The organism is uncultured Bacteroides sp., from assembly GCF_958445495.1.
Lineage (GTDB): Bacteria > Bacteroidota > Bacteroidia > Bacteroidales > Bacteroidaceae > Bacteroides.
In genome coordinates, this window is record NZ_CAUCSQ010000092.1 from 1 (window position 1) to 6,702 (window position 6,702).

3 protein-coding genes are annotated in these 6,702 nt (G+C 46.3%); all 3 read right to left on the reverse strand.

Annotated elements, in window-relative coordinates; genetic code table 11:
* Positions 1-151: 151 nt before the first annotated feature.
* From Q5076_RS17645 to Q5076_RS17655, 3 genes are read right to left on the reverse strand one after another with little or no spacing between them, the layout of a single operon-like run.
* Positions 152-1,993, reverse strand: a complete 1,842-nt coding sequence (locus Q5076_RS17645; RefSeq protein WP_303015097.1) for a RagB/SusD family nutrient uptake outer membrane protein — start codon at positions 1,991-1,993, stop codon at positions 152-154.
* A gap of 25 nt (positions 1,994-2,018) precedes the next feature.
* Complete coding sequence (locus Q5076_RS17650; RefSeq protein ID WP_303015099.1) at positions 2,019-5,120, reverse strand: TonB-dependent receptor; 3,102 nt, start codon at positions 5,118-5,120, stop codon at positions 2,019-2,021.
* A 39-nt stretch (positions 5,121-5,159) separates the two neighbouring features.
* Positions 5,160-6,503: a DUF1735 domain-containing protein gene (locus Q5076_RS17655; RefSeq protein WP_303015101.1), complete on the reverse strand. Its 1,344-nt coding sequence runs from the start codon at positions 6,501-6,503 to the stop codon at positions 5,160-5,162.
* Positions 6,504-6,702: the final 199 nt, after the last annotated feature.

Here is a 6,702-nt window from a genome sequence, read left to right on the forward strand (position 1 = left end):
CTTTCTATTACGGGATAATGTTTAACATGTCCAACTTTTTGGGGTCACTTCAAAAGCCGGACAGCCTCTTTTTTACATTTGCACCGTTCAGGTGATGTTTGTTTGCATCTATGATGAGATACCTATTGTGCCTGTGTTATGGCGTAAGGAGTTACCATCCCGGATTTTGAACAAGTTTGCTCGATTTTTGAATCTCATTCAACGGGATAGGATAGAGGTACATACGTTTTTCGAAGATGCGGGTTTCAAATGCGGTACGTTCCATGAAGTCTTCCAGATTTTCGGCATTCATGTTCATTCCATGTACCGGCCCGCCTTGTTTGTATCCTTCTTCTTCGGCGCACATCCAGCGGCGTACGTCAAAGTAGCGTTGTCCTTCGGCAAACAGCTCGATGCGGCGTTCCTTGCGGATAGCTTCTTCCTGCAATGTCTGGTTTCCCTTTATTTCCGGTTTGATATCTTTCAGCAGAGGAATACCTGCCCGATGACGGACGCTGTCAATGTGTGCGATGATACGTTCGTCCGCAGGATTTACATGGTTCAATGCTTCGGCATACAGCAAGTAGAAATCGGCCAGACGGAACAGCATGCCTGCTCTGAACTTTGACTTGGCATTGTTGCCTTGGTTTAAAAGGTCACGGTTCATTCCTTTATAAAGCAGATAGCCGGAATAGCTCATATCCGCTTTGGAATTGTCGTCTCCGGTGCCTTTGTAGAAATAAATCTGTTTGGTTGTTTTCTGCCATGTTTTGCCGGAATAGGTGATGGCCTGGTAGAAACGCGGCTCACGATTCTTGTACATGTTGGGAATGCCGTCTTCACCGATGCCTTCTTCGGTATAAAGCTCGGATTCGTGAATGCTTTTGCCATCACTCATCAGGAAGTCGTCTATGGCTTCTTGTAAAACACCTACACAGCCGAATCCGCTATAAATCGCACGGGGGGTACACCTGCGTTCTCTTCCTTCTCCGCCAACGTCTCCCCATGAGTTTTTACTGGTTTGCCAGATAGCTTCCGGGTTGTTCAGACTCACCTGGAAGAGTTGGTACAAAGATTCTGCCGGGTCCAGTTCGCCGTCTTCATCTTTTTCTTTATACAAATGATAGTGGTTTTTTGCATAATCGATAAAGCGTTGTAAGGCGTTTAAGGCAGTCTGCCATTTTCCGTCGTCTCTTGCCGGGAACAGTTGTTTGTTCTGATTATCTCTCAGGGCGACTGCTTCGGAATAGCCTCCGTTCAGCAAGGGGCTTGCGGCGTAAACGTGAAGTTTTGCCAAAATAGCCAATGCCGCTCCTTTGGTAGGTGCTGCGCTCCGGTTCTCATTGGGAGTGCCGTCGTCATTCACTTCTTTTTCCGGCAGTTCATCGTAGCACTCGTTTAATTCGGAATCGATGAACTCTACTACTTCATCCACTGAGTTCCGGTAGTAGTCCAAATCGCTTGCCGACGGGTCTGATATTTCCGTCATAATAGGAATGGGTCCGTACAATTCGAACAGCAGATAGTGGTAGTAAGCACGTAGGAAACGGGCCTCGTTTTTCAATTGTGCCAGTTCGGCTTCGTCGATATAATCCGTTACATCACCTTGTGCGGGGATGGTATGCGCGTATGCCAGGAATTCGTTTGCCTGGCGGATTTGTTTGTACAGGCTCCATCGGGATAAATCAGCCGAACCGGCATGATAACCTACTGTGGGAATTGTCTTGACGTTGTTTTGCGCGCTTTTCAATTCGTCGGAGACGGCAGGCCAGGGATTGTCGAGTCCGGTCAGGGCTGCGTAAGAACTGGTAATGATGATGTTTGACACATCCGGAATTCCGGAGTATATATAACGGTGGAAACGCCGGGCATAACTGGTGTTGTTGAATACTTCTTCCATCGTCAGTTCTGCCGCCAGGTCGTCCGATACGTCCAGATAGTCGCTGCAACCTGAAAAGAAGATTGTGCTTAGTCCTGCGAACAGTATGATTGATAATTTCTTCAATGTTTTCATATATATAATGTGTTATATGGATTATTTAGAAAGTAAAGTCGAGACCGAATGTGAAGGTACGGCTTAGGGGATAGGAGAAACCGCCGTTGCTGTTTCCAAGTTCAGGGTCCCACATCTTGATGTCGTCCCATACACAGAGGTTGTTTCCTTGCAGATAAACGCGCAAGGACTGTATGCCGATTTTTTTCAGTGTCTTCTCATTGAAGTTGTATCCGATTTCGGCATTTTTCAAGCGCAGGAAACTGGCGTCACGCAGCCACCATGTGCTGGCAGCCGTATTGTTGTCGAAATTGGTAGAGTGCATACGAGGGAACATTACATTTTGGCTTGGGTTCTGTTCTGTCCATCTGTTAGCCACTTCGGAGCGTACGGCAGATTCTTCCACTCCCCATTGGAAGGGGAAAAATGCTCCGTCGGAACCGTCTCCTAATACGGTGGAGGTGTTTCCGGCTCCCTGGAAGAAGATGCCGACATAGAATCCTCTCCATTCGGCGTTAAACCCGAAGCCGTAAACGATTTCCGGTACTGATGGATTTCCTACATCTTCCATCTGGTCGTTGCTGTCGATTTTGCCGTCTCCGTTCAGGTCTTTGTATTTGATATCTCCCGGACGGACTCCGCTTGACAAACCGGATACGACTCCCGGCTTCAGTTCGTACTGGCGGTTCAGGCCTTCCCCTGTTATGTAAAAGTCGTCAGCCGTATAAAGCCCGTCGGCGATGTACAGTTTCCATGAGTTGAGGCGTGTCCCTTTCTTTTCGAGCCACGGGTAGACTTGCGGCACTTGGTCGTATTCGAGAATTTCATTGCGTGCGAATGTGAAGTTGCCGCGTGCGCTCAGATTTACTTCGCCTATTTTATAATTGAGATTCAGGCTTGCGTCCACACCTTGGTTTTTAACAATACCGAAGTTCTGCCAGGGCATTTGCTGGAAACCGGTTACGTTGGAAACGGTATTACGCTGCAATAGGATGTCTTTACGTTTGTTGTTGAAATAGTCGACTTGCAGGTCGATACGATTGTCGAACAAGCCTAAATCGATACCGAAGTTGCGTTTGTCCTCGATTTCCCACGAGAGGAAGGGAGATTCGAATTGTGCTTCAGTGATTCCGTTGCCTATTCCTCCCATTGCGCCACTGTTACTGAATCCGAGATTGTAGCCGCCGTTACCCTGATTCATGGTTCCACGATATAAGAATCGGCTGCCGCCTGTATCGTCGTTACCGGTACGACCGACAGAGAATCTTAATTTCAGTTTGTTCACTACTTTTTTCAGCACTTCCGGATAATAGTGTTCATTACTGATATACCATGCCAGACCCATTGCCGGGAAGAATCCGAAACGGTAGCCTTTGGCAAATGTTTCAGAACCGGTGTAACCGAAGTTGCCTTCCAGGAAATAACGTCCGTCATATCCGTAAGTCACACGGCCGACCAAGCCTTGCTTTCTATATGGTAAGGAATTGTTGTGATACTGTGTTTCTTTCTGCATATACAGGAACATGGCTCCTACATCATGTTTTTCTGCGAATGTACGGTTGTAATTGAGGGCTGTTTCAAAATAAATCTTCTTGTTCGAACTGTTGCTCAGGCTTTCAGACAACACGTCGCTGCCCTCTACCACAGTCTTATATAGCAGGTTTCCGTTTTCATCGCGCCCTGTTGCCAGGTATTGTGTCGGTGTTTTGGTACGTTTGGCGATGTACGACATATCTGCGTCAAAGCTAATCAGTCCTTTCCATGTCAAGCCTTTGGTCAGGAAGTCCAGTTTCTGGTCTATCTCCACTTTCGACTGGATGGAAGTTCTCCACTCTTTGGCGTATCCCGAATTAACAAGCAGGTTGTACGGGTTGGAACGGTTGCCGGACGGACGGGGATGTCCGGCGATGGTTCCGTCGGAATACACTGCCGGCATGATATAAGACGGAGTGCGGCACATGGTAGTAAAAATAGTGCTGGTTGCTGTTCCCGGATAGTTGGTCTGCAGGTATTGTCCGCTGAGGTCTACTTTTACAGTTGTCGTTTTGGTTGCGTCAAAGTCGATGTTGCTGCGCAGATTGTAGCGTTTCAGTCCGATATTGTTGTCATAATCATTGCCGAAATCCTTGAATATACCATTTTCCTGATAGAAGGCGCCGGATACGAAATAACGGGCACGTTCGGTACCTCCTCTTACATTCAGGGTGTATCGCATATTATATGTATGGTTTCTTAGCATCGTACCCAGCCAGTCGGTGTCCGGATATAAATCACGGTCGGCTCCGGGACCATATTTGGCAATCTCCTCGTCTGTGCGGATACTGGCGGTTCCTTCGTTGTTCAATGCTTCGTTGTACAGGTTCAAAGTCTCTATGGAGTTCATGAATGTCGGCAGGCGTGTCGGTTCCAGAATCGTACCTTCGGCACGGAACGAGATTCTGGGTTTCTGCGAATTTCCTCGTTTGGAAGTAATCAGGATAACTCCGTTTGCACCTTCGGCTCCGTACACGGCTGTGGCGGCAGCATCTTTCAGCAAAGTGAAAGATTCGATTTCATCTGCTTCGATATCCTGCATTTGCCGGGGAACACCATCGACCAATACAAGCGGATTCGTACCTCCTTTGAAAGAACTCTGCCCGCGAATCCAGAATTCGGCATTGTCGTATCCCGGTTCGCCGGAACGCTGTACTGCAATCAGTCCCGGAATCTGGCCTGCCAGATTATTAGTCATATTACGGCTGGAAGAAACCGACAGTTCTTTGGGCCCGATGGCGTTGATTGAACTGACTACACTGTTTTTCTTTTGTTTACCGTAACCGACGATAACCACATCTTCCAGCATTTCCGTACTTGGAAGCATTTTGATTGCCAGTATCTTTTCTCCCTTATAAGTGATTTTTTGTTGTTCGTAGCCCACATAGGAGAAAATAAGTATATTGCCTTTTTGGGCTTTGATGGCGAAGTTACCGTCTACATCGGTAATGGCGCCGACAGTGGTTCCTTCGATTTTTATCTGTACCCCGATCATCGGCTGTCCGTTTTCATCAACTACAAGCCCTGTCGGACCTTGTCCTTGTGCGTAAATTGTGTTTATTCCTGCCAATAAGGCAAACAGGATGAAACACGTTACTTTTAATATCTTATTCATAAATGTGTCTTTTAAGTAAGAATTAGAAAATAATGAAGGTTACTTGTCCGTACCGTACACATATAGTTCTGCCAAATGTCCTACGGTTGAACCGCTGCCCAGACTTGGAATGTAGATTCGGAGCCAGCGTGCGTCGCATGCTTTTACAGGGACCATTTGCTCTGTCTTTATACTGCCGTCGAAAAAGTATTTTCCAATCAGGTTCCATGTTTCGCCGTCATCTCCTGCGTAAATTTCAATATTCATTGTGGTCAGTGCGTTTTGTCTGGCGATGAGTCCTAATTGGCTGACACTGTTCTCTTTACCCATGTCGAGTATGATTTCATACGGGGGTGCTACTTCGCCATTCTCCCATTGGCTATGCCAGAAGGTGTTAATTTCTCCGTCAATCAACGACACCGTCTGACCGTTGTGAGGGTAAGCATCTGAGACTTCTCCTGTCTTTTCCTCCGTGTTGGCAGTAACTGTCCAGTGGTCTCTGTTGATGGAACTGCCTTGTTTGATTACAAAATAGTTGGCTACCGTTTGGTTGTCTATCTTGATGTTGGCATCTCCTTGTCCGCTAAGTCCGCTGAGTGAAACCGGAAGAAGATAATTTCCGGGGGGAAGTGTTTCGCCCAACAGGCTGATGTCGGAGCCTCCCGTTGTTTTCCCTTTGGCGATGGTGACTTCAGGAAGAGTGTAAAACTCGGAGGGCAATGGTATATAATAGGTCGAATTTGCTGAATTGTAATTATCTACATAGTCCGCTCCTTTGGCGGCAAATGTGGTAGTCAGGTCCCATTCATTCTCAAAACTTATTTCTGTGTCCAGATTCATAGGTGAAGTAGTTGTTCCTCCTTCTACGGTGAAGTCTCCTCCGGTGGATGCGAGTCTGACAATGGCTTCTTTAACGATGAATCCATAGAGCACTGCTGTCCGGTCTGAATTCATGGGGGTTCCTGTAGAAGATACCTGTAACGGAAGTACATATTTAAGCTCGTCGAAACCGCAAAGGTCGTAGATTTTGTGCGGATCGTAGACCAGGCTGCCTCCTGTTACACGTCTGTCTCCGCCGGGAGTTACGTCGTAAGTTGCGTTTTCAATCGTATAGCATTCGGAAGGCAGCAGTTGATAGGCTGTTCCGTCTGCATTGTTCAGGGAATCTAATAAAGATTGTTCTACTGAAAAAGTTACTGTTCCGCCGGCATCCTCCAATCCTGCCTTGGCAATGGATAAGTCGATTTTGTTGAGGGAGCCTAAATCATAGACTTCAATGGTGGTGAATCCACTTTGCGATGCCGAGAACATTCCTTTGGAACGTTCGTTATCAACATCTTCTACGCAACTGGTAATGCATAAGAATGCCAGCAGGCATGGTGTTAATTCAAAGTATTTTTTCATAAATTAATATTAGTTTTATTAAAGGTAAAAAGGTAAAAACGAATGGAAGTACCTGTGGGTACTCTTGGAATTGAAATACTTATCTCTTTCTCATAGGCATTGAATTTAGAAGTTAAAACATTTTTTCTTATGTGCTGAACTGTGCTGATTTAAAGTCAAAAAAATAATAAATCTTTTGTCTTAGTTCTGGTAGAACTTA

Bases quoted from the DNA above. Each gene is read 5' to 3' on its own strand.
- Q5076_RS17645 (WP_303015097.1), bottom strand. From the start codon at position 1,993: ATGAAAACATTGAAGAAATTATCAATCATACTGTTCGCAGGACTAAGC.
- Q5076_RS17650 (WP_303015099.1), bottom strand. From the start codon at position 5,120: ATGAATAAGATATTAAAAGTAACGTGTTTCATCCTGTTTGCCTTATTG.
- Q5076_RS17655 (WP_303015101.1), bottom strand. From the start codon at position 6,503: ATGAAAAAATACTTTGAATTAACACCATGCCTGCTGGCATTCTTATGC.